Annotated in this window: 1 protein-coding gene; it reads right to left on the reverse strand. The window is 64.3% G+C overall.

Going from position 1 to position 1,671, the window contains the following annotated elements:
* Positions 1-156 precede the first annotated feature (156 nt).
* On the reverse strand, positions 157-1,431 hold the full coding sequence (locus tag ACP5E6_RS19005; RefSeq protein WP_427957050.1) for a hypothetical protein: 1,275 nt from the start codon (positions 1,429-1,431) through the stop codon (positions 157-159).
* Positions 1,432-1,671: the final 240 nt, after the last annotated feature.

Consider the following 1,671-nt stretch of genomic DNA (forward strand, 5'->3'; position numbering starts at 1 on the left):
CTTCGGCATCACGCGGATCGGGGAATGGTGGTTCGTCCATAATGGCAGCTCCAATTGTCCTGGTGGTTGATCTTGTCCGTTGCGCGGACGGCCGACCGGCTTCCTCGCCTGGCTCTCTCCCGCCCGCGCCCGCTTGCGACTCATGCTGCGCGCCCGTCAGGAGGGGGGCTGGATCGAGGCAACGACCGACGCGAGATTACCCGGATTGCCATTGCTTCGGCCGATCAGCCCGTCACGCGCATGCCACAGCAAAGTCGGTGTGCCGGTTAGCCCGATATACCGCGCCACCGCCATGTTTCGCGCCAGCTTGCCCGCTGCACCGGCACTGGCGGTTTCCGGCAGCCCTTTGTCGATCCAGTCCGCGACCATCCGGGTCGGTGCCCGGCTGAGCATCACCTTCGCCTTGATCGTGCTCGCCCCCTTATCCTCGTAGTCGAGGATCGACAGCGGGATGACGCTCAACCGGAGTTTGCCTGCGTTCACATAGGGCGCCAGCGCCTGCATCGCGTGGATCGAATGGATGCACATCGGATCGATCAGCATCCAGAGATGCGGCGCGTTTGCCGGTCCAACCGTCCCGTGATCGGTCGAACGCAGCATCCGGAACACCGAGGCAACTTCCTTCGCCTTCTGCGCCGGGCTGGTCGGGACCGGTAGCGGGGCATTCGGAGCAGAAGGCTTGGTCGTGCTGGCCGGAACCGCTGCCGTTGCTGGTACGACAGGAGATGGACCACCATGGTGGATGAAGGCATGGGCAACCGGGTCATGCTTGCCGATCTTGCCGATCGTCACCGTGGGCAGCACACCGGGGATGGCCGCCACCTGGCGCAGGGTGATGTTCTTGCCCCGGTCGCTCCACATCTCGCCCTGGATCTCCGACCGGCCATCGGGGGCGATGTAGAAGACCGAAAACAATGATCCGCTCCGGGCGAAGACCCCCCGCATCCCGTCGACCGTGCCGATATCGTAGAGCTTCGCGCCATGCGAGGCGATCTGACGCAACGCGGGAACCGCGGCGATCTCGGCGGCCGGAATGCGCTTGACCCCGGCCGGCATCGGAAGGTCACGAACCGAATGGAGCACCGGGGCTGCCGGTGTTCCTGATGTTGGGGTGGATGCGGGCGACGTAGCAGGCTGGGCCTGCGGCAGGGCGGCGACGGATGGCAACAGAGGCGGGTCAGCCGCGGGACCCGACGGCTTCGGACCGGCCTGATGAGGCACGAGTTTCATCGCTGGTTTCGTGCTGGCAGGCGATGCCAATACCGGCCGATTGGCGGTCGGCATCACCGGTGTGGGATAAGTCGGCAAATCCAGCGGGTGCGCCGACGCCACCTGCCCGAGGCTCGCGGCCGAAACCGCACAATCGGGACCCGACGCCGCCATCGCCAGACCGGGCAGACTCGCTAGAAGAACAGCTAAAGCAATACGCATGATCGATCTCCTTCGACGGAGACCTTCGCGACCGCGAATGCAAGTGCGTACTCTTGAGAGAAAATGACGTCTTCACTTTGTCGTGAAGCATGAAACGATAGAGTCAGGACTACGGGGTGGCCTGCTGACGCGGCCGATCGCTCGCTGGCTCGATCTGCTGAAAGATGGACCGGAGCAGGAGACGTTTGAATTCCTTGTCCTCGGGCGTGACACCAGATCCCGCGCGGCGCGGGTGATGCA

The organism is Acidiphilium sp. (genome assembly GCF_049977125.1).
Classification (GTDB): domain Bacteria; phylum Pseudomonadota; class Alphaproteobacteria; order Acetobacterales; family Acetobacteraceae; genus Acidiphilium.